Here is a 25,419-nt window from a genome sequence, read left to right as displayed (position 1 = left end):
TGGTCACGGCTGCTGCTGTTCGCTCGCGGCCGCCTGCTCCTGGCGGCGGTGGAGGGCGTCCAGGGTGGCGAGCCGGTGGCGCCGGGCGGCGAGTTCGATCTCGAGCGGCTCGGCGCCGGATTCGATCAGCTCGACGATGTGCTCGTGCTCGTCGACGGACTCGCGGGCACGGCCGGGAACGAAGCTGAACGTCGAGTCGCGCAGCACGGTCAGGCGGTTCCAGCCGCGGTGCACCAGGTCGAGGATGTGCGGGTTCGGGCACTCCTCGAAGAGCACCGCGTGGAACTGCTGGTTGAGCTCGGTGAACCGGTGCGGGATGAAGTCGTCGAGGCACGCGATCATCTCGCGGTTGATCGCCCTGGCCCGCTCCAGGTGGTCGGCGGTCAGCAGGGGAGCGGACATCTGGGTCGCGGCGCCCTCGACGAGGGCGAGCGTCTCCATCGTGTACGTGTACTCGGCCTCGTGCAGCAGGGCGACCTGGGCGCCGACGTTCTTCTCGAACGTCACCAGCCCCTCCGCCTCCAGCCGGCGGATGGCCTCCCGCACGGGGACGACGCTGATGTCCAGCTCGCCAGCGATCTGCCCGAGCACGAGCCGGAAGCCGGAGACGTACCGGCCGTCGTCGATGCGGGCCCGGATGAACTCGTATGCGAGCTGCGACTTGCTCGGGGCCGCGGCCTTCAGCGCTGCGTCTGCCATGCGCGGTACCTCTCTCTCCACTCGGCGTTCATCGGGAACAGCCCGTCGACGGGGTGGCCGGCCGCCACCTGCTCGGCGATGAACTCCTCTTCACGCTCCTGCTCGATCGCGTCAGTGACGACCTCCTCGACCAGGGCGGGCGGGATGACCAGCAGGCCGTCCGCGTCGCCCACGATCACGTCGCCCGGCTGCACGGCCGCGCCGCCGCAGGCGATGGTCACGTCGGTGTCCCACGGCACGTGCTTGTGGCCGAGCACGGCCGGATGCGGGCCGTTGTGGTAGGTCGGGATGCCGAGGGAGGCGACCACCGCGAGGTCGCGCACGCCGCCGTCGGTGACGATCCCGGCCGCGCCGTTGACCTGCGCCCGCAGCGCGAGGACGTCGCCGACGGTTCCGCTGCCGCGCTCGCCGCGGGCCTCGATCACCAGCACCTCACCCGGCGCGACCGAGTCGAACGCGCGCTTCTGCGCGTTGTATCCGCCGCCGTGCGAGGCGAAGAGGTCCTCCCTGTTCGGGATGTAGCGGAGCGTCCGCGCCGTGCCGACGACCCGCGCGCCGGGCCGGGTGGGGGTCAGGCCGTCGATGGAGACGTTGTCGAGACCGCGCTTGCGGAGCTGCGAGCTGAGGGTGGCGGTGGCGACGCTCGCGAGCTTCGCTCGCAGCTCGTCCGTCAGGGTGAACGACGGCTCCGGGGGTGTGCCGTACGCCTCGGAGCGCTGATGGTCGTCGACGCTGGGTTTGGTTCCGAAGTCGCCGAACGGGATGCTGCCCTCGGTGATGCGGGTGACCAGACGGCCGGTGGTCGGCGCGCCCGGCGCTCTGGGCGCATCCACTTCGACCTCGACCGTGTCGCCGGGAACGGTCACCGACGAGCCCGCCGGGGTTCCGGTCAGGATGACGTCGCCGGGCTCCAGGGTCATCAGCTGGGAGAGGTCGGCGACGAGGCGGCCGAACGGGAAGAGCAGGTCGTCGGTCGTGCCCTCCTGCACCAGGTCGCCGTTGAGCCAGGTGCGGACGCGGAGGGCGTCAGCGTTGAGGTCGGCGGCCGGGAGGACCGCGGGGCCCAGGGGCGTGAAGCCGTCGCCGCCCTTCGAGCGGACGTTGGAGCCCTTGTCAGCGGCGCGGAGGTCGTAGAGGCCGAAGTCGTTCGCGGCGGTGACGCCGGAGACGGCCGCCCAGCCGTCCTCGGGGGAGACCCGGCGGGTCGGGCGGCCGATGATCAGCGCGATCTCGCCCTCGAAGGCGAGGAGTTCGGTGCCGGCGGGGCGCTCCAGCTCGCCGCCCGATTCGGCGATGGAGGAGGAGGGCTTGAAGAAGTAGGAGGGCTGCGCGGGGGTGCGTCCGCGCTGTGCGGCGCGCGAGCGGTAGTTCAGGTGCACCGCGATGATCTTGCCGGGGCGGGGGATGTCCGTCACGGGTGGTGCCTCCTCATCGTCGGGGACGGTCTGGGACCGTATTCGAGATCATATACAATGCAGTGAGCCGGTTCAAGCTAGTACGCGGCCGGAGCGGGAGAGTCGGGCGTCGCGCCGATGAAACGGTCCGCAAGTGCCTCCGACGCCCGCGCGAGCAAGGTGACGTCGGCGCCGACGAGCACATACGCGGCACCGGCGGCCGCATAGCGGTCGGCCGTCGCCGGGTCGAAGGCGTTCACGCCCACGGGAGTGCCCGCCGCGCGGCCGGCGGCGATCACGGACTCGACGGCCGCGACGACGTCCGGATGGTTCTGCTGCCCGAGCAGGCCCATCGAGGCCGCGAGGTCGGCGGGGCCGACGAGCAGCGCATCCACACCGTCGATCGCCGCGATCGCCGCCGCCTGCTCGAGCCCCTCTGTCGTCTCGATCTGCACGGTCAGCGAGACGAGGTCGCTCGCGCGGGCGAGGTAGTCCGGGATGCGGCTCCAGCGCGACGATCGTGCGAGTGCGCTGCCGACGCCGCGCACGCCGTGCGGCGGGTAGCGCACCGCGCGCACCATGGCCTCGGCGTGGGCGACGCTGTCGACCATCGGGACGAGGATGTTCTGGGCGCCCAGGTCGAGCAGCTGCTTGATCACGACCGGGTCGCCGATCGGGGCGCGCACCACCGGAATCGCCGGGTACGGCGCCACCGCCTGCAGCTGGGCGAGGATCGACTCGAGGTTCACGGGGGAGTGCTCCCCGTCGATCAGCACGATGTCGAGCCCGCTGCCCGCGCAGATCTCGGCGACCAGCGGGCTGCCCGCGCAGGACCACATCCCGAACAGCGTGCGGTCGGCGTCGCGCAGACGGTCGGCGAACGTCGGCGCGGCATCTAGACGAATCGGCATGTGACGGCTCCCAGGGTTCCGTAGTCGGCGTGGACGGTGTCGCCGCGCTCGACCCACATCGGGCGGGTGAACGAACCGGCGAGCACGATGTCGCCGGCCTCGAGGCGGCCGCCGTGCTGGGCGAGCTTGTTCGCGAGCCAGGCGACGCCGGTGGCGGGATGGTCGAGCACGGCCGCGGCGACGCCGGACTCCTCGATGGTCTCGTTGCGGTACAGCAGGGCGGAGACCCAGCGCAGGTCCACCGCATCCACCGCCACCGGCCGGCCGCCGACGACCATGCCGCCCATCGCCGCGTTGTCGGAGATGGTGTCGACGATCGTGCGGCCCTGCATCTCGATGCGCGACGACAGGATCTCGAGGGCGGGCACGACGTAGCGGGTGGCGCTGAGCACGTCGAACAGGGTGACGTCGGGGCCTTCGAGCGGCTCGGCGAGGACGAACGCGAGCTCGACCTCGATGCGCACGTTCGAGAACTGGTCGAACGGGATGACGGAGCCCGTCTCGTAGACCATGTCGGCGAAGATCGCGCCGTAGTCGGGCTCGGTGATGCCGGTCGCCTGCTGCATGACCTTGGAGGTGAGGCCGATCTTGCGGCCGACGAGCCTGCGTCCCTCGGCGAGTCCGCGCTCGACCCACAGGCGCTGGACCGCATACGAATCCTCGACCGTCATGTCCGGATGGCGGGCGGTGAGCAGCGGGACCGTCGTGCGGTCGCGTTCGGCGGTCGCGAGTTGGTCGGCGATGGCCTGGATGGTCGGGCGATCGAGCACTCGGAGTCCCTTCGGCGTCGGAGGAGGGGCGCGATGCCCCGAGTGGATCGTATATCTTCCTGTACACCGCGGCCAGGCGGTGTGCCTGTGAATGCGCTCCGGCCGGGGAGGCAGGGGAGGCGGTCAGGCCGTGGGAGCGGGGAGCGCCGCGCGGATGAGGACCTGGGCGGCCGCGCGCGCGTCGGCCGCGGCGTCGGGTGTCCGGGCGATCGCGGCCGTGGTCTGCGCGCCCTCGGCGAGAATCGCCAGCTGCGGCGCGAGCGAGGGCGACGCCCCCGCCTCGGCGGCGAGCTCGGCGACGAACGTCTGGAACGACTCCTTGTGCCGCCGGGCGGCCTCCGCCACGCGCGGGTCGGCCGCGCCGAGCTCGCCGAACGCGTTGATGAAGCCGCACCCGCGGAAGGTGTCCTCGATGAACCAGTCCGCCAGGTAGTCATAGATCGCGAGCAGGCGCGCCTCGGCGCCGTCGACGGTCGCGACCCTCGCGGCGACGCCGTCGGTCCAGAGATCGTGACGCTTCGCGAGCACCGCCAGCACGAGGTCGTCCTTCGAGGGGAACAGCTGGTACAGCCGTCGCAGCGACACGCCCGCCGCATCCCGTATCTGATCCATGCCGACGGCGTGGAAACCGCGCGCGTAGTAGAGCGCGTCGGCAGCGTCCACGATCCGGGTCCGCATCTCTTCATCCGCCATTCTCCGATTGTAGCTTGACTGAGAACGATAGTTCTCGCTAGAGTCGGATCACCGGCGAGAACGATCGTTCTCGCCCAGTCGAAGAAAGGATGCGACACGATGTCGTACATCACCGTCGGGACCGAGAACAGCACCCCCATCGAGCTCTTCTACGAAGACCACGGCTCCGGCCAGCCGGTCGTGCTGATCCACGGATTCCCGCTCGACGGCCACTCGTGGGAGAAGCAGACCGCCGCACTGCTCGACGCCGGCTACCGCGTGATCACGTACGACCGCCGCGGATTCGGCCGCTCCAGCCAGGCCACCACCGGCTACGACTACGACACGTTCGCCGCCGACCTCAAGGTCGTCCTCGACACCCTCGACCTGCGGGACGCCGTGCTCGTCGGCTTCTCGATGGGCACCGGCGAGGTCGGCCGCTACCTCGGGCTCTACGGCTCCGAGCGCGTCGCCAAGGTCGCCTTCCTCGCCTCTCTCGAGCCGTACCTGCTCAAGACCGACGACAACCCCGACGGCGCCGCGCCGCGCGAGTTCTTCGAGGGCATCGTGGATGCGGTGAAGGCCGACCGCTACGCGTACTTCACGCAGTTCTACAAGGACTTCTACAACCTCGACGAGAACCTCGGCACCCGCATCAGCGAGGAGGCCGTGCGCAACAGCTGGAACGTCGCCGCCGGCAGCGGGGCGGTGGCTTCGGCCGCGGCTCCGCTCACCTGGTTCACCGACTTCCGCGCCGACATCGCGAAGATCGACGTCCCTGCGCTCATCCTCCACGGCACCGCCGACAACATCCTCCCGATCGACGCGACCGCCCGTCCCTTCCACAAGCTCCTGCCGCAGGCGGACTACGTGGAGGTCGAGGGTGCGCCGCACGGCCTGCTGTGGACCCACGCGGCCGAGGTCACCGAGGCGCTCCTGACCTTCCTCCGGAAGTAACCCGCCCCCACGGGCCAGGAGTGGCGCGGCGCGGACCTCGGGCGGTCCGCGCCGCGCTTCGTCGTGCGGGCGTCAGGTGCGCAGTCGCCTGCGCTCCGCCCACACGTAGAGCGCAGCGTAGACGACGAACGAGCCGACGAGTCCCCAGACGAGCAGAGCGGCGGACGGCCGAGACCACAGCAGCTCGCCGCCGCGGAGCAGGAGGGCGAGCAGCATCAGCGCGAGCGCCACCAGCTGCGCCTGGAAGATCTGCCGGAACGCGCTCCATCGAGCGTCGCCCAGCATCCACAGATTGACCATGCCGGGCAGGGTCAGGATGGCACCGCACACCCGCGCGGTGAGCGGCGTCAGCGGCCAGGCCCAGATCGAGACGGCCAGTTGCGGAGTCACGAACAGCGCCAGGCCGACGACCAGCGAGCAGAGCCCGATGAGGGCGAGCAGGATGCGCACCCAGCCGGGCAGCACGGCATCCCGCTGGTCGACCGCTCCGGAGTCCTCCCCGCGGTTCACGATCATGGCGGCCAGCACCAGGAACGGCGTGGTCACGTACAGCGTCACCCAGACGATGAACGACAGGTGCCCGAAATGGAAGCGGTCCCAGTGCAGGAACGTCGCGACCGCCAGCAGGGTGGCGAACAGCAGGACGGCGGGGAAGCCGTGCCGGACGGCGTGCCAGCGGTTCGGCCGAACCACGTGGACGAAGAACACGATGCCGCCCGCATAGGCGCTGCCCAGCAGCATCGCGGTGATCGGCGGGCGGATGGTCCAGGCGAACAGCCGGTCGGTGGTGTCGGCCAGCGGATAGAGCAGCACGAAGGCGGCGACCAGGAACGGGATGATGATCGCGCCGACGACGCGCGTGTACGGGTGCACGCGGTCGCTCATGCGTCGTGTCCCTCCGCCTCGGCGACGGCGCGATCGGCGGGCAGGGACCGGCCCTCCCCGATGGCGGACTCGAAGGCGACGGCATCCGCGGGGGACGCGGCAGCCAGCATCCGGTCGACGAACAGCTGATGGAAGGAGAACACGGGCACGTTGTACAGCCCGGTGCGCTCCCGCAGCGAACGCGACGCCCCGAGCAGGCGGCCTGCCCGGCGGACGTCACCGGAGAGCGCGGCGACCGCGACCATTCCCTCCAGACCGTAGGCGATGCCCTCGACGTGGCCCAGCCTGGTGGAGAGCGCCAGGCAGGCAGAGAAGTCGGATGTCGCCCCGGCCGCATCGCCGAGGAGCAGCCGAGCCCAGCCGCGGTGGTGCTGGGCGATCGTCACGCCCAACTCGTCGCCGTTGTCGTGGGCGAGGGCCAGGCTCTCCTCGAAATGCCCGAGTGCCGCATCCACCCGTTCGCGCAGCAGGGCGACCCTCCCGAGCATGACAAGCGCCATGGCCTGGCCCCAGCGGTCGCCGCGGACGCGGAAGAGCCGCAGGCTGGTGTCCATCGCGTCGTCCGCGGCGGACGGATCCGGTTGCGGCGAGGCGAGCACGGCCAGCGCGAACGAGATGAGGGCGAGGGCTTCGCCGTCGGCGTCGTCGGAACGCCCGAAGAGCTCGGCGCTCTCGGTGAGGCCCGCGGCGACGGTGCCGCCCGGATCCTGCCAGAACGTGATCGCCTGAGTGAAGTAGAGGGCGATGGCGCGCGTGCGGTCGTCCAGCGGTTCGTCGGCGGCGAGGACCTCGTCCATCCATCCGCGCACCTCGCCGAGCAGGCCCGCGACCCACCAGTACACGTAGAGCGCCCAGGCCAGATGTGCGGCCCGTGACCAGTCCCTGCGGTCGAGGAGGTGCCGGACGGCGGCGCGGAGGTTGCCCGTGTCGGCGCCCAGTCGCACCACCCAGTCGTGCTGCGCGGCGCCTTCGAGACCCGCGTCGGCCCGGTCGGCGAGCGCGAGGAAGAAGGCGGCGTGCGCGTCGCGGACGGCGGCAAGCGTGCCTTCCTGCTCCAGCTGCTCGATCCCGTACTCGCGCACGACCGCGAGCAGCGAGAAGCGCGCGGCGGCGGTGTCCTCGTGCTGGCGCACCAGGCTGTTGTCGACGAGGACGGCCAGAGCGGAGAGCACGTCAGGTGCCTCGCCGTCTGCGGCCACAGCCCCGGCGACGGACTCCGCCGCCTCCAACGAGAAGCTGCCCGCGAAGACGCCGAGCTGGGCGAGGAGGGTGCGCTCGGGCGGGTCGAGGAGCTGGGCGCTCCAGTCGATCGTGGCGCGGAGGGTCCGCTGGCGCTCAGGGAGGTCGCGGGCGCCTCCGACGAGCAATGGGAGGCGGTGGTCGAGCCGTCGCGCGAGTTCGGACGGCGGCAGCACCCGCACGCGCGCCGCGGCGAGTTCGAGCGCCAGAGGGACGCCGTCCAGCGCCGTGCAGACGCGGCCGACGTCGCCACGGTTCGACGACGTGACCTCGAAATCCGGCCGGACGGCGTGGGCGCGTTCCACGAACAGCGTCATCGCCTCGTCGGGCGGGAGGGGCTCGAGCTCGTACCGCCGCTCGCCGCCGACGCGGAGCAGCGACCGGCTGGTCACGATCGCCGAGACGCCGGGCGCGGCAGCCAGCAGCGAGGTGATGACCGGTGCCGCGGGGAGCGCCTGCTCGAAGTTGTCGAGCACCAGCAGCACGCGGCGATCGCGCAGCGCGGTGGTGACCTTGTCCGCGAGCGGTGCGTCGCCGGTGTCGCGGACCCCGAGAGCTTGCGCGAGCGCGCCGACCACACCGGCGGCATCGTGCGCGGGGGAGATGTCGACGAACACCGCGCCGTCCGGGAAGCGGTCGCCCGGGTCGGAGGCGGTCGCTATGGCCAGCCGGCTCTTGCCCATCCCGCCGGGACCCGTGATCGTGACCAGCCGGGCGCCGCCGCCGAGCATCGCGCGGACCGCCTCGACGTCGGCCTCGCGCCCGATCAGGCGGGTCAGCGGCGACGGAAGGGCCGGCGTCGTGACGGGCGCGGTCGAGGCGACGGGATGCGGCGGCGAGGTCGCGAGCCTGCTCAGCTCGAAACGTTCGGCGAGGAGGGTGGCGAGGTCCGCCTCCAGCAGCACCTGCAGCTCCTGCGCCGACTCGACGTACTTGAAGGAGGCGCGGTCGTCGGCACGGATGCGGTCGAGCAGCTCGGTCAGCCGCGGCTCGCGGGAGGGCGCCGGATCCTTGATGTAGATCAGGCGCGGCAGCTGCGGCGGGCACAGGTTGTACTCGTCCTCCAGCCCCGAGACCTGTTCGTCCGGTGCGACCCATCCGTACCGCTCCCAGTAGAGCCCGACGAACACGTCGCTCTGGTCGAGGTAGGCGCGGTACAGCTCCCGCGGGGGATGCGGCCGGGCGCCGAGCTCGAACATGACCGGAGCGAGATGCAGGCGCTCGATGGCGGCTCGCGCGGCCCGGCGTTCCGGGGCGAGCTCTTTGAGGGTCGAACTGACGAAGACGCGCAGCCGCTGGTCCGGCGTGCGGATCACCCGCGGGACGCCGTTCATGCACGCATTCTGTTGCACGCACCCCGGGGTGCACCAGAGGTCTGTGCGGACGGCCCCGACAGGTCGGACTCAGCGCGAGCGGTGGGACGAGCGGACGGGCGCGGCCTCCGACTGCGTGGTCGCTTCGAAGGCGGACGCCGACGCACCCAGCTCGCGCAGCGCTGCGGCGGACGCCGAGCCCGCCTCGGCGTGATAGATCACCAGCAGCTGCCCGCCCGAGTCGCCGATGGGCAGCTTCTGCCGGGTGAGCTCCAGCATCCCGACCCGGGGATGGTCGAGCCGGGCGGCGCCACCGCCGAGCCCCCGCACATCGTGCCGCGCCCAGAGCTTGCGGAAGTGCTCGCTGCCCAGCGAGAGCTCGCCGACGAGCTGGGCGATGCGCGGGTCGTCGACGTCGCTGCCGATCGAGGCGCGGAAGGACGCGATCAGCCCGGCGGTCGCCTGCTCCCAGTCCGGATACAGCGCCCGCTCGTCCTCGTCGAGGAAGAGGGAGCGCAGGCGGTTCTCGCCCGGGCGGATGCTGGGGGAGAGCGCGGTCGCGAGCGGGTTCGCGGCCAGCACGTCGAACATCCGATCCTCCACGAATGCGGGAAGCTCGATCACCTCCAGCAGCTGGAGGATGCCCTTCGGCACCGTCCGACGGGCAGGGCGGCGGACGCGCGCGGGCTGCGGCTCGCCGAGACTCAGGAGGTACTCGGTGGCCGCCGCGTCGAGCGCGAAGACGCGCGCGAGCGCGGTCAGCACCTGCGCGGACGGGTGGCGGTCACGGCCCTGCTCGAGCCGCAGGTAGTAGTCGGCGCTGATCCCGGCGAGCGTCGCGACCTCCTCGCGGCGGAGCCCGGGTGTGCGTCGGACACCCGTGACCCGGAGGCCGACGGACGCCGGATCGACGAGCTCGCGCCGGGCGCGGAGGTACTCGCCGAGGGAGTTCGGTTCGGAGCGGGAGGTGGCCACAGCGCGAGTCTAGGAGCGCGCGGTGAGCGCATCCAGGTCCTCCCATCCCCAGGATCGTCGCGGTACTGCCTGGCGCGCGGGCGAGGCCGGAGAGTGGATGCCATGACAGACATCGACACCACTCGCGCCTCCCTCCCCGGTGGCAGCTATCGCACCGGCGACCTCGACCTCACCCGCTTCGGATACGGCGCCATGCAGCTCGCCGGTCCGGGTGTCTTCGGCCCGCCGGCCGACCGCGACGGGGCCATCGCGGTGCTCCGAGCCGCAGTGGAGGCGGGAGTCACCCACATCGACACGGCCGAGTTCTACGGCCCGCACGTGACCAACGAGCTCATCCGCGAGGCGCTCGCGCCGTATCCCGACACGCTCCACATCGTCACGAAGGTCGGGGCGGAGAGGGACGCGGAGGGCAACTGGCCGCACGCGCGCTCGCCGCAGCAGCTGCGCGACCAGGTGCACCAGAACCTGCGCTCGCTCGGGGTCGACGCGCTGGATGTGGTCAACCTGCGCGTCGGCGGCTTCGACCGCCCGGAGCCCGGCTCGATCGCCGAGCAGTTCGGCACCCTCGCCGACCTGCAGCGGGAGGGGCTCATCCGGCACCTGGGGCTGAGCACCGTCAGTGCGGAGCAACTGGCCGAGGCACAGGCCATCGCCCCGGTCGTCACCGTGCAGAACTTCTACAACATCGCCAACCGGGAGGATGACGCGCTGGTCGACCGGACCGCCCGCGAGGGGATCGCGTACGTGCCGTACTTCCCGCTCGGCGGCTTCACGCCGCTGCAGTCGGGCACGCTCGCGTCGGTCGCCGAGCGGCTCGGTGCGACGCCGCTCGCCGTGGCCCTGGCGTGGCTGCTCCACCGCTCGCCGAACATCCTGCTGATCCCAGGCACCTCGTCGGTGGCGCACTTGCGCGACAACATCGCGGGCGCCGGGCTGCAACTGCCGGATGACGCGATCGCCGAATTGGACGCGGTCGGCTGACCCCTGGGGGGATGTGCTCGCTCGATCTCACGGACCCCATTGCTTCGAATGCGAAATCGTATATCATTGGCGGATCGGAGCGCCGCTCCGGGACAACGATGTCGCAGCACTGGGAGTACACAACGATGAGCACATCCCCCTTCACGCCAACGGGCAGCATCCGCTCGCAGACGGATCGCCGCCGGGTCGTCTTCGCCACCGTCATCGGAACGACGGTCGAATGGTACGACTTCTTCATCTACGCCTCCGCGGCCGGCCTCGTCTTCGGCCAGCTGTTCTTCGCGCCCGCCGGGCCGCAGTTCGCCACGGTCCTGTCGTTCCTGACGGTCGGCGTGAGCTTCCTGTTCCGTCCGCTGGGGGCATTCCTCGCCGGACACTTCGGCGATCGCTACGGGCGGCGCCAGGTGCTCGTCGTCACGCTGATCCTGATGGGACTCGCCACCGCCCTCGTCGGCCTGCTGCCGACGTACGAGGCGATCGGCATCGCGGCTCCCATCCTCCTGGTGCTGCTGCGTGTGCTCCAGGGCATCTCCGCAGGCGGGGAGTGGGGCGGTGCCGTGCTCATGGCGGTCGAGCACGCGCCGACCGCGCGGCGCGGGCTGTTCGGGGCCTCGCCCCAGATCGGCGTGCCCCTCGGCCTGCTGCTCGCCTCCGGCGCGATGGCCCTGATGACGGTCATCGCCCCCGGCGACGCCTTCCTCGCCTGGGGCTGGCGGGTGCCGTTCCTGTTCTCCGTGGTGCTCATCGCGATCGGATACTGGGTGCGACGTCGCGTCGAGGAGAGCCCGGTCTTCACCGAGATCGCGGAGCGGCGCCAGCGCACCCGCATGCCGATCGTGCAGGTGTTCCGCAAGCACGCGCTGCTCGTGGTCGTCGCCGCCCTGGTCTTCGCCGGCAACAATGCGGTGGGCTACATGACGACCGGGGGATACATCCAGAACTACGCGACCAACCCGGAGGGGCCGCTGAAGCTCGACCGCGGACCGGTCCTCTGGGCGGTCGCGGCCTCCGCCGTGACCTGGCTGGCCGCCACCTGGTTCGCAGGCTGGCTGAGCGACCGCATCGGCCGCCGCACCACCTACATCATCGGGTGGATCCTGCAGCTGGTCGGCGTGTTCGCCCTATTCCCGCTGGTGAACACCGGGAACATCGGCCTGCTGTTCCTCGGCCTCGCCATCCTCACCATCGGACTCGGCTTCACGTACGGACCGCAGGCGGCGCTGTACTCGGAGCTGTTCCCGGCATCCATCCGCTTCTCGGGCGTCTCGATCTCGTATGCGATCGGCGCCATCCTCGGCGGTGCGTTCGCCCCGACCATCGCGACGGCGCTAGTGCAGGCCACCGGGAGCACGCTCTCCGTCACCTGGTACCTCGCCGGGATGACGCTCCTCGGTCTCATCGCGACCCTGCTGCTGCGCGACCGCACCGGCATCCCGCTCGGCCCCGACCACGAGGCGGAGCAGGCGGCCAGCCCGATCCGCGGCGTCGGCCGAGGCGCCGAGGCGCCGGAGCCCGTGCGCAACTGACGCGCCACCTCGTCTCGCCCATCGGGCCTGAGATTTGCGCCAAATCTCGGTTATGTGCGTCCCAAAACCGAGATTTGCGCCAAATCTCGCGCCTCGGGGTGCGGACATTCGTGCCGAATGTGCGGAATGGCGCGCTGAAAGCGCACATTCGGCACGAATGTCGAGGGGTCAGCCCGCGACGAAGTGGACGAGGTGGGGCGCCACGGCCTCGCCCCACACGTCGTGCGTCTGGCCCGCCACGATCGCGAACTCGCCGTCCTGGGCCGCAGCGGCCACGCCCTCCGCGCCGAAGCGCAGGAAGCCGGGGCTCTGCTCGCCCGCGAGGCCGAGCACCGGCACGCTGATCGCCTGCAGCAGGTCGTCAGGGATGCGGCTGTCGCCCATCGCGGCGTCGTCGTAGGCGAGGGTCGGCGCGAGGGCGAGCGTGCTGTCCCACCCGGGCGAGCTCCGCATCCCCTCGATCCCGGCGTCGGGCACACCGACGCGGCGGAGAAACAGTTCGACGGCGCCGGCGCGGTCGTCCTCCGCGAGCGCCGCCGCAAGTTCGCTCGTGTAGGCAGTCGCCGAGGAGAGCATCGGGTCGGGCAGGTACGGCGGCTCGTAGACGGCGGCGCGCGGGATGCGGTCCGGGCCGAGGGCTGCGGTGGCGGCCAGGGCGAGGGCGCCACCCGACGACATGCCGAACAGCGTCGCCGAGCCGCCCGCAGCATCCACGAGCGCGGCGATGTCCTCGATCTCGCGCGCGACCGCATCCGCGCGTGCGGTCGGATCCGCGAGCCGATCCTCGCTCTCGCCGCGACCGCGGCGGTCGTAGAGGACGACCGTGAGCCGGTCGCGGAGGGCGGCGGCGATCGGGCGCATCGGCCCGGCGTCCCGGAAGCACATCGCGCCGTCGACGAGGATCACGGCTGGACCTGTCCCGTCGATCTCGTACGCGATCGTGCTGCCGTCGGCGGAGGCGAGGGTGCTCATGGTGTGCAGCGTAGCCCTGTCCTCAGGAGTGCCGACGCCGGCGCGAGCCGACGAGCGAGACGAGCCCGAGCGTCAGCGCCACGACCGCAAGCAGCCCGGCCGGAACGCCCGTCGCTGCATCCGAACCGCTCTCGGCGAGCTCGACCGTCTCCGACGAGCTCGTCCCCGCCCCGGGACCCGCGGGGCCGACGCCCGTCGGCGGCGGGGTGACCGGCGCAACGAGCGCGAAGTCCTGGTCGTCGACCGCCTCGCCCGCCGCGGTGATCGTGAACGTGCGCGTCGCCGCACCCGTGACGGTGTAGCCCGCGGGAGGCGTCACCGTGAGGGTGTAGGTCCCCGCCGGCAGACCGCCGAGCGCGAAGGCTCCGTCGGCGCCCGTGGTGAACGCAGCGCTGACCGGGCCGGTCAGTTGCACCGCGGCGCCGGCCACGGGAGTGCCGCCGGCGCTCACCACACCCTCGACCGCACCCGCGCGAGCGAGGGCGAAGTCCACGCCGCCGATGTCGGTGGAGGCGACCGTCACGCTCTGCGACCCAGGGCCGACCACCGTCGTCCCGGGCGGGGGCGTGACGCTGATCGTGTACGAGCCCGGCGTCACGCGCGGGAGCGTGTAGCTGCCGTCGGCGCCCGTCACGACGCTCACGGTGCCGCCGCCGGCGAGCACTGCGGTGATCACCGCACCGGCCACCCCGCCTCCCGCGTCGGTGACGCGACCGGTGACGTCCGGGTTCTCCTGGAGCACCGCATCCACGCCGTCGATCGGGTCCTCACTGCCGATGGGCACGGCGAACGGCGGAGGCGGTACGGCCAGCGTGTACCCGGCCGGGGCCGTCACGGTCGCCGTGTGCGGACCGGTCGGCACCTCCTCGAACCGGTACACGCCGTCGGGGCCGGTGGTGGTCGTCTCGCCGGTGTCGAGCTGCACGGTGACTCCGGCGATCGGATCTCCGGCCGTGTCGCGCACGGTGCCGCTGACGCCGACCGGGATGATCACGTGGATGCCGAAGTCGGCCACCGCATCCTGTGTCGACAGGTCGGCGGGCAGGGTGACCGCGCCGTCGGCGATCGACCCGGCGGGCGGGGTGACCGAGACCGTGTAGCCCGCACTCGCCTGCACGCCCGTGAAGGCATACGTGCCATCGGCGAGCGGCGTCGTGGTGGCGACGACCTCGCCGTCCGCGTCGCGGAGGGTGAGCACGGTGCCGGTGATCGACCCCGTGGAGGCGGTGACGGTTCCGGTGATGTCGCGCGTCAGTGCTGTGAACCAGGTCTGGAACACCGGGAATCCGGAGCGCTGCCGGTACACGAAGGTGAGAGCGCTGATCGGCGCGCTCGGCTCGAACCACGCGGCGGCACCGCTGGTGTCGATCGCGGCTGCGTTGCCCGTCAGAGTCGTCGTCGCAGCGTCCCAGACGGGCACGTCGGTGGCCGACCCGGTGCAGGACGGCTTGCCGGCGAGTCCGGGAGCGCAGTAGTTGAAGCCGCCGCGGTAGCCCAGCTGCGCGGCCGTCAACGCGATCCCGTCCGGCCCGATCGCGCGTACCTGGACGGCGTCGGCGTCGATGTCGCCCAGCACGAAGGCCCAACCGCTGGTCGGCGTCGCTGCCGCGAACGCGTAGGTCGTCGTGGATGGCGCGGTCGGGGTGTCCGCCTTCGGCCGCAGGTTCAGGTACGGCTGGTTCTGGCTGGAGCCGTACTTCTGGCCGACCGGGGTGCCGGCGGCGAGCCAGGTGCTGGTTCCGGAGATCACGCCGATCTGCCCGCTCCGGGAGTCGGTGCTGACGGTCGCGCTGAGGCGCGGGGTGTTCGCGACCTGCATCGTGTACGACCCTGGTCCGGTGGTGGACCAGGACGCCCACTGGGCGACGGTGGCCGCGGAGGCGGGGGAGGTCAGGAGGACCGACGCGGCGACGAGGCCAACGGCCACGGCGCCGGCGAGGGCGGATCGGGCGGTGGTGCGCGTCGGACGGCTCACCCGGCGAGGCTAGCCGTTGGCCTCAGGCTGCGTCTAGCACCAGCGGAGCAGGCGCCGACGGGGACCTCAGCGCCCCTGCCGCCGCCGCACGCCGAATCCGATCAGCACCGCGCCGCCGATCGCCACGAGCACCCCCGCGCCGCGCACGAGCCACTGCGTCTCTCCGGCCAGCGCATCCACCAGCAGCGGACCCGCGAGCCCGATGACGACGAGTGCGACTCCCAGGATGAAGAACCAGGGGGAACCGTTCGTCCGCTCGACCATGCTCCGAGCCTATCCGGGCGGGGATGGTTCGGTCACGGCCGAGCGGACGGCGCGTTACGGCAGGTAGTACGTCGGGTTCGGCAGCTTCACGGTCCGGTCGGCGTAGCCGCCGATCAGGTCGCTGAACTGGTCGCCGAAGTTGGCGACGATGTCATAGCGGCCGCCGGAGGGCGACTCGATGTGCGCGCGTGTCTGCGACTTGTACTCGATGGTCGTGCACTTGGCGGTCGCGCAGGTGATGTACGACGGCTGCTGCGAGGCGCCGACGCCCGTCCACTTCGTGTAGAAGTTCTGCGCGGTGAAGCCGGTGTAGCCGACCTTCGCGAGGTTGCCGAGCGTCGCGGCCTTCTGGTCGTCGTTGCGCCCGGTGAGGCCGATCAGGGTGCAGCCGGCCTTCTGGGCAACGGCCGCCAGGGTCGTCATGTGCGGCGTGGCCGGGAAGCGCTGCTGCTGCACCCACACATCCTGCTCGGCCGGGTTGAACTGGAAGTGCATGTCCGCGACCTCCATGTCATACGTCCAGAGCGTGGTGTCGTCCGTGTCGAGCACGATCGCCGGGTTCTTGTGGAGCTTCTTCTCGACGAAACAGGTCGCGGCCAGCACCGGCGCCTGGCGGAGCGCGATGGAGCGGAGCTCACGGATGTAGGGCGAGTCGGTCTTGTTCGCGATGCCCGTGCCCGGGTCGCCGTAGTAAGTGGCGATGGTCTTCTTGACGGAGTCGATGTTCGGGATGCCCTCGCCGCCCTCGGTGGCTCCGCTCGAGCCGTCAGGTGCCATGGTGAAGTGGGTGCGCGGGGCGAGCTGCGGCTCGGAGACGCCGGGCAGGTCCGGCGACGGCAGGTAGTAGGTCGGGTTCGGGAGTTTGAGCGCCTCCTCCGCGTAGCCGCCCTGGAGGTCCGACCACTGGTCGCCGACGTTGAGTGTGATCGTGTAGCCGAGGTCCTGGATGTGCTTCCGCGTCAGCGCCTTGTACTCGACGGTCGTGCAGCTGGCCGCCGCGCACGTGATGTACGAGGGCTGCTGGGAGGCGCCGGTGCCGGTCCACTTCGTGTAGAAGCGGTCGGGGGTGAATGCGGTGTAGCCGACTTTGTCGAGGTTGCCGAGGGTGGCGGCCTTCTGGTTGTCGTTGCGCCCGGTCAGCCCGAACACCGTGTACCCGAGCGCGGCGGCCTGGTTCACGAAGTCGACCATTCCGGGAGTGGCGGGGAAGCGCTGGCCCTGGACCCACACATCCTGCTCGGCCGGGTTGAACTGGAAGTGCATGTCCGCGACCTCCATGTCGTACGTCCAGAGCGTCGTGTCGTCCGCGTCGAAGACGATCGCGGGCTTCTGGCCCTGCTGCACGGCGCGGTCGTACTCGGCCTTGAGCTCCGTCTTCTCGCGGCCGAGGATGCCGCCGAGCTCGCGGATGTACGGCGAGTCGGTCTTGTTCGCGATGCCGGTGCCGGGGTCGCCGTAGTAGGTGGCGATCGTCTTCTTGTCGGAGTCGATGTTCGGGATGCCTTCACCGCCCTGGGTCGCTCCGCTCGAGCCGTCGGGCGCCATGGTGAACGAGGTGCGCGGCGTGAGAGCCGTGTCGCCGTGGCCGTGCCCATTTCCGGGTCCCGGATCCCAGGCGAGCGCTGCGGGGGCGTCCGCCAGGCCGACGCCGAGCGCGAGCACGAGAGCGCTCGCGGCGCCGACGAACACGCGGCGGAACCGGGAGGGGGAGTGGAGGGAGTCGGACATGATCGCACCTTCGCCATCGGGCGGCCGTCGTGTGGCCTGGATGTCTGCCCCCGTTCGGGGGCCGGGAGCAGCCTAGCGAAGGGTCGACGCGAGCGGAAGCGAAGGGACGTCGCCGGCGGTCGCGAACCGAATGACACACTCAGCGGGATTGAAGTCGGCGCCGGTAACGTTGACGCCCGTATGAGCACCGACACTCTCGACACGGCCGCCCTCCGTGCGGACTTCCCGATCCTCTCGCGAGAGGTGAACGGGCACCCCTTCGTCTACCTCGACTCCGGCGCCACGTCGCAGAAGCCGCGTCAGGTGCTCGACGCCGAACGCGAGTTCGCCGAGCGCTTCACCTCTGCCGTGCACCGCGGGGCGCACACGGTGGCGGGCGAGGCGACCGAGCTGTTCGAAGACGCCAGGGCGCGCGTCGCCGGCTTCGTCGGCGCACAGCCGGAGGAACTGGTCTGGACCTCCAACGCGACCGAGGGCATCAACCTGCTGGCGTACGGGATGTCAAACGCCTCGCTCGGACGCGGTGGCGCGGCGGCCGAGCGCTTCCGTCTCGGCCCGGGCGACGAGCTCGTCGTGACGGAGGCGGAGCACCACGCCAACCTCATCCCCTGGCAGGAGCTCGCCGCGCGCACCGGCGCGACCCTGCGCGTGATCGGCCTGACCGACGACGGGATGCTGCGGCTCGATCAGGCCGCCGAGATCATCGGCCCGCGCACGCGGGTCGTCGCGTTCGCGCACGTCTCCAACGTGCTCGGCGGCATCGCCCCCGTCGCCGAGCTCGTCGCGCTGGCCCACGAACACGGCGCGCTCGTCGTGCTGGACGCCTGCCAGTCCGTCCCGCATCTGGCCGTCGACCTGCCCGCTCTGGACGTCGACTTCGCCGTGTTCTCGGGCCACAAGATGCTTGGCCCGACCGGCGTCGGCGCCCTCTACGGCCGCAGCGAGCTGCTGAACGCCCTCCCGCCCTTCCTCACCGGCGGCTCCATGATCACGCAGGTGACGCTGGAGGGCGCCGAGTACCTCCCGGCGCCGCAGCGGTTCGAGGCCGGGACCCAGCGCGTGTCGCAGGCCGTCGCCCTCGCCGCCGCCGTCGACTACCTCGATGCGGTCGGAATGCCCGCGATCGAAGCGCACGAGGAGGCGCTGGGGGAGCGGCTGCTCGCGCGCCTCGACGAGGTCGAGGGCGTGCGCGTGCTCGGCCCGGGTGCCGGTGTGCCGCGGGTCGGCCTCGCGAGCGTCGTGGTGGACGGCATCCACGCGCACGACGTCGGCCAGTTCCTCGACGACCGCGGTATCGCGGTGCGGGTCGGCCACCACTGCGCGCAGCCCGTGCACCGCCGTTTCGGCGCGACCGCCAGTACGCGCATCAGCACCTATCTCTACAACACCGCCGACGAGGTGGATGCGGCCGTCGAGGCGATCGCGGACGCCCGCGCCTTCTTCGGCGTCACGAGCGGAGGAGTCCGATGAGCGACCTGCAGAACCTGTACCAGCAGGTCATCCTCGATCACGCCCGCGAGAAGCACGGCTACGGCATCGCGGGCGACGAGGCCGCGACCTCGCATCAGTTCAACCCCACCTGCGGCGACGAGGTGACCGTCGGCGTGCGCACCGCGGCCGACGGGCGCATCCTCTCGATCGGCTGGGAGGGGCACGGCTGCTCCATCTCGACGGCCTCCGCGTCGCTGCTGAGCGACCTGGTCGAGGAGGTGGACCGCGAGCGGCTGTCCGCATCCATCGCCGCCTTCCGCGAGCTCATGCACTCGAAGGGCGCACTGGAGGGCGACGAGGAACTGCTCGGTGACGCGGTCGCCCTCGCCGGCGTCTCCAAGTACGTCACGCGGGTGAAGTGCGCGATGCTGCCGTGGGTGGCCCTCGAGGACGCGCTGCTCAAGTCCGCCTGATCGGCGCGGTCGCCGTCACGGCACCGGTGCCAGGTCGACCTCGTCGGCGATCGCCTCCAGCGCTGACGGCAGCGACGGGAACGTCGTGCCGTAGACGAGCCCCGAGGGGCCCGCGGCCGTCCACGCCTGGGCGCCCCGCGTGACGCGTCCCACGAGGTAGCGGCGATGGCCGCCCAGCACCTGCCGCTGCGCGAGCGGCAGGGTGAGCGGAAAGGCGTACACGTCGCCCTGCGGGCTGACGACCAGCTCCCAGCGGGCCCGTCCCGGACTGAACTTGCTCGTGAAGATGCGCGACATGATCGACCGTTTGTACCGCGTGGCCACGCGCCGCCGCCATGAAGATGACGACCTGTTGCGAAAACCTGCGTCGCGTTACGCGGGAGGTGTGTCGGGGCGCCTTCCGCGGGTGCTTCCGGTACCGGTCAGGGCTCCAGTCGGGAGAGCCAGACGGTGAGGATGCGCTCGAGCTCGGCCGCATCCCGTGGGCTCAGCTCGTCGACCAGGCGGTGCTCGTTGGCGAGGTGATCCGTGAACGCCGCGTCGATCGCCTCGCGTCCGCGCGGGGTGAGCGCGACGACCCGGCCGCGGCCGTCGGTCTCGGAGACGCGGCGGGTGACGAGGCCGGCACGCTCCAGCCTGTCGATGCGTTTCGTCATGCCGCCGGTCGTGATCATGGTGTGGTCGGCCAGTTCGCCGGGGGTCCGCTCGTAGGGCGCGCCCGCGCGGCGCAGGGTGGCGAGCGCGTCGAAGTCGCCCTCGGCGAGCCCGTGCGCGTCGTAGACGGCCACCAGCTCGTCGGTGAGCCGGGCGGCGACACGGTGCAGTCGGCCGATGATGCCCTGCGGCGACGGGTCGAGGTCGGGACGCTCACGGCGCCACTCGGCCTGGATGCGCGCGACGGCGTCGGTCTGCTCTCCGGTTTCCTGCTCCATCCCTTCACAATACCTTCCTTGGAAGCTAAAGTAGCTTCCATGGAAGATAATCGGTTCGCCGCGACCTGGCGATGGATGCTCGTCACCGCCATCGCGCCCGTCGCGTGGGGCTCCACCTACGTCGTCACGCGGGCAGTGCTGCCCGACGAGGCGCTCTGGGGAGCCGTCATCCGCGCGCTCCCGGCCGGGGTGATCCTCCTGGCGATCAGCCGACGCCGACCGCACGGCGCGTGGTGGTGGCGGTCCGCCGTGCTGGGCGTGCTGAACACCGGCGGCTTCTTCGCGCTGGTCTACGCGGTCGCGCAGCGGCTGCCCTCCGGTGTGGCCTCGACGGTGATGGCGGCGTCGCCGCTCGTGATGATGGCGGCCGGCCGCGTCATCCTCGGGCAGCGGCCGCGCGCACTGGCACTCGCGGGAGGTGCGGCGGGCATCGTGGGCGTCGCGCTCATGCTGTTCGGGGGAGCGGACGCCGTCGACGGACTCGGTGTCGTCCTCGCGGTGACCGCCCTGGTCGGCTCGGCGATCGGTTACGCGCTCGCGACGCGCTGGGGAGCGGTCGATCTGGTCGCATCCACCGCCTGGCAGCTGCTGGCCGGCGGACTGCTCGTGCTGCCGGTCGCCGTGATCATCGAAGGCGCGCCTCCGGCGCTGGACGGCGCGGCGATCGCCGGATTCGCCTACGTCACGGTCGTGGCGACCGCGCTGGCGTTCGTCGCGTGGTTCGCGGGTCTGCGGCACCTGCCGGCAGGAACGGTCGGACTGATCGGGCTGCTCAACCCCGTCACCGGCGTGGTGCTCGGTGCACTGGTCGCGGGGGAGGCACTGAGCGGGCGGCAGCTGCTCGGACTCGCGATCGTGCTGGCCGGCATCGCGCTCGGTCGGCTGCCGAAGGCCGGTCAGCTGCCGAGGGACTCCAGGAAGCTGCGGGTGGGCGCGAAGAACGTCGAGCCGGTCGCCGCGGTCGAGAAGTCGAGGATGCGGTCGTAGCTGCCTGCTCGGCGTCCAGCTGCTCGGGCGGCGGAATCGGTAAATCTCATCGAGAACCCGCATCACGATCCGCCAATTCCCTCGTCGTATTCATACGACGGGATATCCCGTCCGGTCGTGGACGAAGCTCCTTCCGCTGAGCGGGTGAGGAGCAACGGGTCCGCGCGTTCGACGACGAACGAGAGGGAATCCATGCGGAAAGCTCCTGCTATGAGGGCGGTTGCGCTGCTCGCGTGCGGCGCAGCGCTGACAGTCGGCCTGACCGGGTTTGCAAACGCGGGCGATGGGGAAGCGAATGCAGCGGACGCGCTCGCCGCCATACAGGAGCTCGCGCCGTCATTGCTCACTCAGCTCGCCATAACGGACGTCGATCAAGACGCAGCGGCACAGGCCGTTCTTTCTGGGGGTGTCACCGTCTCGGTGCCGGCAGACGCGGCCGACGGAATCTCGCTAGGCGACGACGTGCTGATAGGTCTGCCATTCGCGGAGCGGGCCGACGCCGCGGTGGCCTCGCCGGTCCCCGGCGTGGTGGCCTACGACAACAACAACGGCTCGACCACCGTCCCGTTGATCCGAAACGACGGCGCTGTTCAGATCACCACGGTGATCGACAACGCGCGAGCACCGCGGCGCTACGACTACTCGATCGCCATTCCCGATGGCGCATCGCTCGTGCAGAGCGCGGACGGCGTCGTCGCGATCGTCGCCGCCGACGGCTCACCGCTCCGCGTCTTCGGAGACGCTTGGGCGAAGGATGCCAACGGCGACCCCGTGCCCACCCACTATGAGGTGGACGGAACCACGCTCACGCAGGTGGTCGACTTCCTGGAGGACACCGCATTTCCGGTCGTCGCCGACCCGACGACTACCGGCGTCTACTCGTACAACTGCGTGCTGCAGAACGGAAGCAGTTACTTCTTGAAGCCGGGCGAGAGACTCTCCAACTGCAAAGGTTCGCGCTTGCAGAAGTACATCAACGGCAAGAACGTCCAGATGATCGCGCTCAACGGCTACGGGTACCCGGGTACTCCTGCCGCCTTCGGGACCCTCGACTGCGTTGTGGCTATCCTCGGAGCGGCCGCGTCTGTCTACGGAATCGGGGGCGCTGTGGTGCTCACTGCGAAAGGTGCCGTCGCCTGGTTGGGGCTGGGGACGTCGGTTTACGGCCTGAAATCCTGCGCGGGATAACCCATGGGACCGACACAGGAAGTCGCCAGAGGGAGACGTTTGCGAGTCGCGGAGACTCTTGTGGCCGCGGCCATGGGCAGCTTCCTGGCGCTCCGCGTCATCCTGTCGCTGTCAGGCACTCTCCCTGGGTTTCTCAACAGCCCATTGGACGTTGCGGTGTACGCCCTGTTCTCCGTTCTGTGCGTCCTGATGGGCGTGGAACAGGCAAGCCGAGGTAAACCGAAACACGCGATGGCGTGTTTCGTCGGTGCTGCAGCGTGGTTGACGTTTGCCGCTCTGATTCTGACGTGACGCTGCCCTCAGCTGCCGAGAGACTCCAGGAAGCTTCGGGTCGGCGCGAAGAACGTCGAGCCGGTCGCCGCGGTCGAGAAGTCGAGGATGCGGTCGTAGCTGCCCTCCGGGTCGCCCACGAACATCCGCTCCAGCATCCGCTCGATCACCCAGAGCGCGCGGGAGTAGCCGATGAAGTAGGTGCCGAACTCGCCGTGTCCTGGGCGTCCGAACGGCATGTTGTCGCGCAGGATGTCGTGCTCGACCCCCGCCTCGTCGACGATCGTCGCGAGGGTCTTGTGCGACTTCTGGCCGTGCTCGGCGTCGTCCAGCTCGATGTTCTCGACCTTGGTGCGGCCGATCACGCCCTCCTGCGACGGCACAGGCAGCCGGTTCCAGGCGCCCAGGTCGTGCAGGTACTTCTGCACGACGACGTAACTGCCGCCCGCGTGCTCCGGGTCCTCGTCGCCGACGACGGTCGCCTCCGTCATGTCGCCGCCCGCCGGGTTGGCGGTGCCGTCGACGAAGCCGAGCAGGTCGCGGGCGTCGAAGTAGCGGAACCCGACCACCTCATCCACGACCTCGACGGCGCCGGCGAGGGAGTCGAGGAGCTGACGCTCCAGCTCGAACGTGAAGTCGCTCCGCTCGGCGCGGATGTGGAACAGCAGATCGCCCGGCGTCGAGACGGCCGTGTGGACCGATCCGGCGATCTCGCGGAAGGGGTGCAGCTCGCGCGGGAGGGGGGTGTCGGTGAGGCGCGGCCAGAGGGCGGCGCCGATGCCGACGTTGCACGAGAGCCGGGCGCCGAGGTCGCGGAATCCGACCGTCTTCACCTGGTCGGTGATGCCGCCGAGCACGTCCTTCACGGTGGCGAGCGCCTCCGGCGTGTCGTTGACCGTCACCACGAGGAAGACGGCGGCGCGCGACAGGGGTGCGTCGACGCTCTGCGGATCGATGGGGACGCGCTGCCAGGGCTGGTCGCCGGTGTTCGCCATGCCGCCATGCTGCCGTATCGGGGCGTCGCGTCGCCACTCGGGCGGACGCGCGGGCGTGCCGTCTGCGCCGACCTAGGCTGGAGGGATGAGCCTGCCCTCCATCGACACCGCCGTCACCTATCCCGACGGCGACCTGACCTCCACCGGAACCGTCGCCCTTGTCCAGCCTCTGCCCGACGGCCGCTCGGCCGTGGTGCTCGACCGGACCGCGTTCCATCCCGTCGACCCGGTGTGGCCGGATCAGCCCGCCGACGCCGGGACGCTGACCGTCGACGGGCGTTCCTACGAGGTGGTGGATGCGGTGGTCGGCGCGACCGACGGCACCACCCTGCACGTGGGCGACGCGCCGGTCCGCACCGGAACCGAGGGCTGGGCCTTCGTCGTGTGCCACCTGGTCGAGGACGCCGCGGGCATCGAGCCGGGAGCGGGTGTCGCCGTCAGCGTCGACCCGGCCCGACGCCGAGCCCTCTCCGCCGGGCACACCGCCTGCCATCTGGCGTCCCTCGCCCTGAACGACGCGCTCGCCGGCCTGTGGACGAAGGAGGTCGCCGTCGACGGTCGTGGCCGCCCCAACTTCGACCAGCTCGCGATCACCAGCTCGCGCATCCTCGAGGGCGGTTCGCTCGACGAGTACCGCATCGGCAAGAGCCTGCGGAAGAAGGGCTTCGCGGCCGCCGACCTCCCCGCGCAGCTGGACGAGGTGACCGCCGCGGCGAATCGCACCCTCGCCGACTGGATCGCGAGCGGCGCCGCCATCTCCATCGTGCGGGAGGGCGCTCGCCAGGGTCTCGGCGACCGGCGCCGCTGGCGGGCCGAGCTGCCGGAGGGCGTTGTCGAGATCCCGTGCGGCGGCACCCACCTGCGGTCGCTCACCGAGCTCAGCGGCGCCGACATCCAGCTCGACCTCGCCGAGGCGGAGGGAGCCGTCACTCTGACGATGCGCACGACCGCGCACCTCGCCTGACCCCCGCGGCGCCTCTCACACCAACGGCTCCTGAGTTTTTCGGCCTTTCTTCGTCGAAAACGCGGAAAAACTCAGGAGCTGTCGGCGTGGGACCGTCAGTGGGGGAGGAACGGGAGGGCGGCGGCGAGGAGGCCGAGGCCGGCGGCGAGGCCCCAACCGGCGCGCACCAGCTGCGCGCTGCGCACCTCGCGCTCGATCGCGCCGAAGCGCTCCGCGGTGTCGCCCGGCGACTCCACGGCCCGCCAGCTGGACGGGTCGTCGAACAGGCGAGCCGCCCGCGCGACGGTCTCGTCATCCAGAGCCGCCGGCCGGCGGGTGAGCCAGCGCACGAGCGACTCCGAGCGCACCACGGCGGTGCGGACCGGCTTGCGATGGAGGCGCACCTCCTTCGCGCCGACGACCACGATCACCGCGTGGACGGGCGCCTCGATCCCGGCACGCAGCAGAAGCCCGCGGACGCGCGAGGCCTCGAGATCGGAGTTGCGCAGGTACGGCTGCTTGACGCCGTTGACCAGCACCGACCGGTCGTACACCGCCAGGCGCGCGCCGCGGTGGTGCTTGGTGTTGACCACGAACACGCCGCCCGGGCCGACGACGAGATGGTCGACGTCCGCCTCGCCGGAGCCGACCGGGACGGCGTGGAACGCGCTCCATCCCTTCGGGAGCCGTGCCAGCGTCGCGCCGACCTGACGCTCTCCGAGAGCTCCGGCGAACCACGGCTGGGCGTCGGCCGGCAACGGGTCCATCCCGAACGCGCGGGCCAGCGGTGAGCGCGGCGGAGACGCCTCCTGCAGCCGCACAACCTGCTCCATCACGGCCGTCCCGGGGGCGCGGTCGCGCATCCGCTGTGTACTCATCCGGCCACGGTATCGAGCCGGCGGGCGGTGCCCCAGTCCCCGGTCGGGGACGGATCGACGC

General features: G+C 71.1%; 24 protein-coding genes. 8 read left to right on the top strand and 16 right to left on the bottom strand.

Going from position 1 to position 25,419, the window contains the following annotated elements; all coding sequences use genetic code 11:
- Nucleotides 1-3 precede the first annotated feature (3 nt).
- The 5 genes from ABIC47_RS13310 to ABIC47_RS13290 form a co-directional block, all read right to left on the bottom strand.
- The gene (locus tag ABIC47_RS13310) at nucleotides 4-699 is read right to left on the bottom strand and encodes a GntR family transcriptional regulator (protein WP_089875415.1); all 696 of its coding nucleotides are present in this window, start codon (nucleotides 697-699) and stop codon (nucleotides 4-6) included.
- Entirely contained in the window at nucleotides 681-2,114 is a 1,434-nt protein-coding gene (locus ABIC47_RS13305; protein ID WP_354481019.1) for a fumarylacetoacetate hydrolase family protein, read from the bottom strand. The genes ABIC47_RS13310 and ABIC47_RS13305 overlap by 19 nt, the downstream gene beginning before the upstream one ends.
- 77 nt (nucleotides 2,115-2,191) lie before the next feature.
- Nucleotides 2,192-3,004: an HpcH/HpaI aldolase family protein gene (locus ABIC47_RS13300; RefSeq protein WP_354481017.1), complete on the bottom strand. Its 813-nt coding sequence runs from the start codon at nucleotides 3,002-3,004 to the stop codon at nucleotides 2,192-2,194.
- Nucleotides 2,989-3,774: a 2-oxo-hept-4-ene-1,7-dioate hydratase gene (hpaH, locus tag ABIC47_RS13295; RefSeq protein WP_354481015.1), complete on the bottom strand. Its 786-nt coding sequence runs from the start codon at nucleotides 3,772-3,774 to the stop codon at nucleotides 2,989-2,991. The genes ABIC47_RS13300 and hpaH overlap by 16 nt, the downstream gene beginning before the upstream one ends.
- Nucleotides 3,775-3,897: 123 nt before the next feature.
- The gene (locus tag ABIC47_RS13290; protein WP_354481013.1) at nucleotides 3,898-4,467 is read right to left on the bottom strand and encodes a TetR/AcrR family transcriptional regulator; all 570 of its coding nucleotides are present in this window, start codon (nucleotides 4,465-4,467) and stop codon (nucleotides 3,898-3,900) included.
- Between the two features lie 99 nt (nucleotides 4,468-4,566).
- Here ABIC47_RS13290 and ABIC47_RS13285 point away from each other — a divergent pair, with 99 nt between their 5' ends.
- Nucleotides 4,567-5,403 (top strand): alpha/beta fold hydrolase, encoded by an 837-nt coding sequence (locus ABIC47_RS13285; protein ID WP_018190611.1) that lies wholly within the window; start codon nucleotides 4,567-4,569, stop codon nucleotides 5,401-5,403.
- A gap of 72 nt (nucleotides 5,404-5,475) precedes the next feature.
- Here ABIC47_RS13285 and ABIC47_RS13280 read toward each other — a convergent pair whose 3' ends face one another.
- The 3 genes from ABIC47_RS13280 to ABIC47_RS13270 all read right to left on the bottom strand — a co-directional run bounded on the left by ABIC47_RS13280 (nucleotide 5,476) and on the right by ABIC47_RS13270 (nucleotide 9,815).
- On the bottom strand, nucleotides 5,476-6,288 hold the full coding sequence (locus tag ABIC47_RS13280) for a hypothetical protein (protein ID WP_354481011.1): 813 nt from the start codon (nucleotides 6,286-6,288) through the stop codon (nucleotides 5,476-5,478).
- The gene (locus ABIC47_RS13275) at nucleotides 6,285-8,861 is read right to left on the bottom strand and encodes a DUF4062 domain-containing protein (protein ID WP_354481009.1); all 2,577 of its coding nucleotides are present in this window, start codon (nucleotides 8,859-8,861) and stop codon (nucleotides 6,285-6,287) included. Before ABIC47_RS13275 ends, ABIC47_RS13280 begins: the two co-directional genes overlap by 4 nt.
- Nucleotides 8,862-8,930: 69 nt before the next feature.
- Nucleotides 8,931-9,815: a helix-turn-helix domain-containing protein gene (locus ABIC47_RS13270; RefSeq protein ID WP_354481007.1), complete on the bottom strand. Its 885-nt coding sequence runs from the start codon at nucleotides 9,813-9,815 to the stop codon at nucleotides 8,931-8,933.
- 102 nt (nucleotides 9,816-9,917) lie between these two features.
- On the opposite strand from ABIC47_RS13270, the gene ABIC47_RS13265 reads away from it, so the two are divergent.
- Nucleotides 9,918-10,796: an oxidoreductase gene (locus ABIC47_RS13265; protein WP_354481005.1), complete on the top strand. Its 879-nt coding sequence runs from the start codon at nucleotides 9,918-9,920 to the stop codon at nucleotides 10,794-10,796.
- A 125-nt stretch (nucleotides 10,797-10,921) separates the two neighbouring features.
- Complete coding sequence (locus ABIC47_RS13260) at nucleotides 10,922-12,322, top strand: MFS transporter (RefSeq protein ID WP_354481003.1); 1,401 nt, start codon at nucleotides 10,922-10,924, stop codon at nucleotides 12,320-12,322.
- A gap of 168 nt (nucleotides 12,323-12,490) precedes the next feature.
- Here ABIC47_RS13260 and ABIC47_RS13255 read toward each other — a convergent pair whose 3' ends face one another.
- The 4 genes from ABIC47_RS13255 to ABIC47_RS13240 all read right to left on the bottom strand — a co-directional run bounded on the left by ABIC47_RS13255 (nucleotide 12,491) and on the right by ABIC47_RS13240 (nucleotide 17,261).
- On the bottom strand, nucleotides 12,491-13,294 hold the full coding sequence (locus ABIC47_RS13255) for an alpha/beta fold hydrolase (RefSeq protein ID WP_354481001.1): 804 nt from the start codon (nucleotides 13,292-13,294) through the stop codon (nucleotides 12,491-12,493).
- A gap of 22 nt (nucleotides 13,295-13,316) precedes the next feature.
- On the bottom strand, nucleotides 13,317-15,269 hold the full coding sequence (locus ABIC47_RS13250) for an MSCRAMM family protein (RefSeq protein ID WP_354480999.1): 1,953 nt from the start codon (nucleotides 15,267-15,269) through the stop codon (nucleotides 13,317-13,319).
- A 66-nt stretch (nucleotides 15,270-15,335) separates the two neighbouring features.
- Nucleotides 15,336-15,533 carry a hypothetical protein gene (locus ABIC47_RS13245; RefSeq protein WP_018190618.1) on the bottom strand — a complete coding sequence of 66 codons (198 nt, stop codon included), beginning with the start codon at nucleotides 15,531-15,533 and terminating at the stop codon, nucleotides 15,336-15,338.
- Nucleotides 15,534-15,587: 54 nt separating this feature from the next.
- Nucleotides 15,588-17,261 (bottom strand): HAD family acid phosphatase, encoded by a 1,674-nt coding sequence (locus ABIC47_RS13240; RefSeq protein ID WP_354480997.1) that lies wholly within the window; start codon nucleotides 17,259-17,261, stop codon nucleotides 15,588-15,590.
- A gap of 180 nt (nucleotides 17,262-17,441) precedes the next feature.
- On the opposite strand from ABIC47_RS13240, the gene ABIC47_RS13235 reads away from it, so the two are divergent.
- Entirely contained in the window at nucleotides 17,442-18,731 is a 1,290-nt protein-coding gene (locus ABIC47_RS13235) for a SufS family cysteine desulfurase (RefSeq protein WP_354480995.1), read from the top strand.
- Nucleotides 18,728-19,165: a Fe-S cluster assembly sulfur transfer protein SufU gene (gene sufU / locus ABIC47_RS13230; protein ID WP_018190621.1), complete on the top strand. Its 438-nt coding sequence runs from the start codon at nucleotides 18,728-18,730 to the stop codon at nucleotides 19,163-19,165. The genes ABIC47_RS13235 and sufU overlap by 4 nt, the downstream gene beginning before the upstream one ends.
- A gap of 15 nt (nucleotides 19,166-19,180) precedes the next feature.
- On the opposite strand, the gene ABIC47_RS13225 is transcribed toward sufU, so the two are convergent.
- Both ABIC47_RS13225 and ABIC47_RS13220 read right to left on the bottom strand, forming a co-directional pair.
- Nucleotides 19,181-19,462: a hypothetical protein gene (locus ABIC47_RS13225; protein ID WP_018190622.1), complete on the bottom strand. Its 282-nt coding sequence runs from the start codon at nucleotides 19,460-19,462 to the stop codon at nucleotides 19,181-19,183.
- Nucleotides 19,463-19,587: 125 nt separating this feature from the next.
- Complete coding sequence (locus tag ABIC47_RS13220) at nucleotides 19,588-20,097, bottom strand: MarR family winged helix-turn-helix transcriptional regulator (protein WP_354480993.1); 510 nt, start codon at nucleotides 20,095-20,097, stop codon at nucleotides 19,588-19,590.
- A 75-nt stretch (nucleotides 20,098-20,172) separates the two neighbouring features.
- Here ABIC47_RS13220 and ABIC47_RS13215 point away from each other — a divergent pair, with 75 nt between their 5' ends.
- Entirely contained in the window at nucleotides 20,173-21,084 is a 912-nt protein-coding gene (locus ABIC47_RS13215) for a DMT family transporter (RefSeq protein ID WP_502910252.1), read from the top strand.
- A gap of 117 nt (nucleotides 21,085-21,201) precedes the next feature.
- The gene (locus ABIC47_RS13210; RefSeq protein ID WP_354480989.1) at nucleotides 21,202-22,272 is read left to right on the top strand and encodes a hypothetical protein; all 1,071 of its coding nucleotides are present in this window, start codon (nucleotides 21,202-21,204) and stop codon (nucleotides 22,270-22,272) included.
- Nucleotides 22,273-22,571: 299 nt separating this feature from the next.
- On the opposite strand, the gene ABIC47_RS13205 is transcribed toward ABIC47_RS13210, so the two are convergent.
- Nucleotides 22,572-23,537: a Dyp-type peroxidase gene (locus ABIC47_RS13205; protein ID WP_018190625.1), complete on the bottom strand. Its 966-nt coding sequence runs from the start codon at nucleotides 23,535-23,537 to the stop codon at nucleotides 22,572-22,574.
- Nucleotides 23,538-23,622: 85 nt separating this feature from the next.
- On the opposite strand from ABIC47_RS13205, the gene ABIC47_RS13200 reads away from it, so the two are divergent.
- Nucleotides 23,623-24,501 (top strand): alanyl-tRNA editing protein, encoded by an 879-nt coding sequence (locus ABIC47_RS13200; protein WP_354480987.1) that lies wholly within the window; start codon nucleotides 23,623-23,625, stop codon nucleotides 24,499-24,501.
- 95 nt (nucleotides 24,502-24,596) lie between these two features.
- Here the strand turns inward: ABIC47_RS13200 and ABIC47_RS13195 are convergent, their stop codons facing one another.
- Entirely contained in the window at nucleotides 24,597-25,358 is a 762-nt protein-coding gene (locus ABIC47_RS13195) for a nuclease-related domain-containing protein (RefSeq protein WP_354480985.1), read from the bottom strand.
- Nucleotides 25,359-25,419 lie beyond the last annotated feature (61 nt).

Origin of the sequence: Leifsonia sp. 563, from assembly GCF_040545055.1 — a bacterium.
Classification (GTDB): Bacteria; Actinomycetota; Actinomycetes; order Actinomycetales; family Microbacteriaceae; genus Leifsonia.
This window is presented reverse-complemented; position numbering and strand designations above follow the sequence as displayed.

Bases quoted from the DNA above. Each gene is read 5' to 3' on its own strand.
- ABIC47_RS13310 (WP_089875415.1), bottom strand. From the start codon at position 699: ATGGCAGACGCAGCGCTGAAGGCCGCGGCCCCGAGCAAGTCGCAGCTC.
- ABIC47_RS13215 (WP_502910252.1), top strand. From the start codon at position 20,173: ATGCTCGTCACCGCCATCGCGCCCGTCGCGTGGGGCTCCACCTACGTC.
- ABIC47_RS13195 (WP_354480985.1), bottom strand. From the start codon at position 25,358: ATGAGTACACAGCGGATGCGCGACCGCGCCCCCGGGACGGCCGTGATG.
- ABIC47_RS13260 (WP_354481003.1), top strand. From the start codon at position 10,922: ATGAGCACATCCCCCTTCACGCCAACGGGCAGCATCCGCTCGCAGACG.
- ABIC47_RS13205 (WP_018190625.1), bottom strand. From the start codon at position 23,537: ATGGCGAACACCGGCGACCAGCCCTGGCAGCGCGTCCCCATCGATCCG.
- ABIC47_RS13280 (WP_354481011.1), bottom strand. From the start codon at position 6,288: ATGAGCGACCGCGTGCACCCGTACACGCGCGTCGTCGGCGCGATCATC.
- ABIC47_RS13300 (WP_354481017.1), bottom strand. From the start codon at position 3,004: ATGCCGATTCGTCTAGATGCCGCGCCGACGTTCGCCGACCGTCTGCGC.
- ABIC47_RS13290 (WP_354481013.1), bottom strand. From the start codon at position 4,467: ATGGCGGATGAAGAGATGCGGACCCGGATCGTGGACGCTGCCGACGCG.
- ABIC47_RS13200 (WP_354480987.1), top strand. From the start codon at position 23,623: ATGAGCCTGCCCTCCATCGACACCGCCGTCACCTATCCCGACGGCGAC.
- ABIC47_RS13240 (WP_354480997.1), bottom strand. From the start codon at position 17,261: ATGTCCGACTCCCTCCACTCCCCCTCCCGGTTCCGCCGCGTGTTCGTC.
- ABIC47_RS13285 (WP_018190611.1), top strand. From the start codon at position 4,567: ATGTCGTACATCACCGTCGGGACCGAGAACAGCACCCCCATCGAGCTC.
- ABIC47_RS13265 (WP_354481005.1), top strand. From the start codon at position 9,918: ATGACAGACATCGACACCACTCGCGCCTCCCTCCCCGGTGGCAGCTAT.
- ABIC47_RS13275 (WP_354481009.1), bottom strand. From the start codon at position 8,861: ATGAACGGCGTCCCGCGGGTGATCCGCACGCCGGACCAGCGGCTGCGC.
- ABIC47_RS13225 (WP_018190622.1), bottom strand. From the start codon at position 19,462: ATGTCGCGCATCTTCACGAGCAAGTTCAGTCCGGGACGGGCCCGCTGG.
- ABIC47_RS13255 (WP_354481001.1), bottom strand. From the start codon at position 13,294: ATGAGCACCCTCGCCTCCGCCGACGGCAGCACGATCGCGTACGAGATC.
- sufU (WP_018190621.1), top strand. From the start codon at position 18,728: ATGAGCGACCTGCAGAACCTGTACCAGCAGGTCATCCTCGATCACGCC.
- ABIC47_RS13220 (WP_354480993.1), bottom strand. From the start codon at position 20,097: ATGGAGCAGGAAACCGGAGAGCAGACCGACGCCGTCGCGCGCATCCAG.
- ABIC47_RS13245 (WP_018190618.1), bottom strand. From the start codon at position 15,533: ATGGTCGAGCGGACGAACGGTTCCCCCTGGTTCTTCATCCTGGGAGTC.
- ABIC47_RS13235 (WP_354480995.1), top strand. From the start codon at position 17,442: ATGAGCACCGACACTCTCGACACGGCCGCCCTCCGTGCGGACTTCCCG.